Raw genomic sequence first — 942 nt, 5'->3', positions numbered from 1 at the left:
CTTGCCGGCGTCGCCTTCATCACGTCCAGCACGCCCTGCCCGACACCCATTTCCTTCAGATAGCCGGACAGCCGTTTCTCGACCGCCTTGCTCATCTCATAGGTCTTGTAGCTGCCGGCATTCTTGCGGCTGACGATCTTGGTGCCGATGAGCTTCTTCCTGCCGTTCACAATTTTGTAGGTCGTGCGGTAAAGCAGCTTTTCCCTGTGGTATGTCGTGGTGATCTGATGGACGCCGAGAAAGGCCCACTCGCCGACCACGCGGCGGACACCGCCGGCAAACATCAACGGACAGGCCGAGTTGCACATGGCGCCACTATCATAAGCGATGCCGAGATAAGTCGCGTTCTTGCTGTCTTCGTCGCGGCAGTTCTTCATCTGCGGCGAGCAGCCGGAAAACTCCGTCGTGCCCACGGCGATATCGAGCTTGTTCTTGCGGATCATGCGGCCGAGCTGGAGCGCAGCGTCGACATTGCCTCCAGGAGAATTGACGACGATCGGCAACTGCCGGCCGCCGAGCGTCTTCAAGAGGCGCCTGAGCAGCGCCGGCGTGCCGGCCTCGATGGTACCTTCGGCCGCAATCCACTCCGGGCAGTTCGGCTCGCAGCCCGGCGCGCTGCTGCGCACGACGACAAATCGCATCGTCGGGCCGAGATCGGGCGCCTCCTCCTTGGCCTCCACGACGAGGTTGGCTAGGCCGAGCGCGGCGGCCAACCCCAAACGGAAGAGCCCGCGCCACCACCGAATGCTGTCTGAACGGCGTTCCGGAACCACGCTTGCAAAGCCCCCACGGGTACAAGCCATACTAGTTGCGGCGATACGGCTTGCAACAGCTTTGAGCGACGTGGCGCAATACTCGGCCGGCGGAGCGCCGGAAACAAGAAAGGGCGGTCCGAAGTCCGCCCTTTGCTTTTCGAACCGGCAATGCCGGATCGATTATTCC

Annotated in this window: 1 protein-coding gene; it reads right to left on the bottom strand. The window is 62.2% G+C overall.

Annotated elements, in window-relative coordinates:
* The coding region (locus EH240_RS37110) for a COG3904 family protein (protein ID WP_483466612.1) at positions 1-773 on the bottom strand (773 nt) is incomplete at its 3' end.
* Between the last annotated feature and the right edge of the window lie 169 nt (positions 774-942).

Origin of the sequence: Mesorhizobium tamadayense, from assembly GCF_003863365.1 — a bacterium.
Lineage (GTDB): Bacteria > Pseudomonadota > Alphaproteobacteria > Rhizobiales > Rhizobiaceae > Mesorhizobium > Mesorhizobium tamadayense.
The sequence above is the reverse complement of the archived record's forward strand: the minus strand, read 5'-3'. Positions and strand labels throughout refer to the sequence as shown.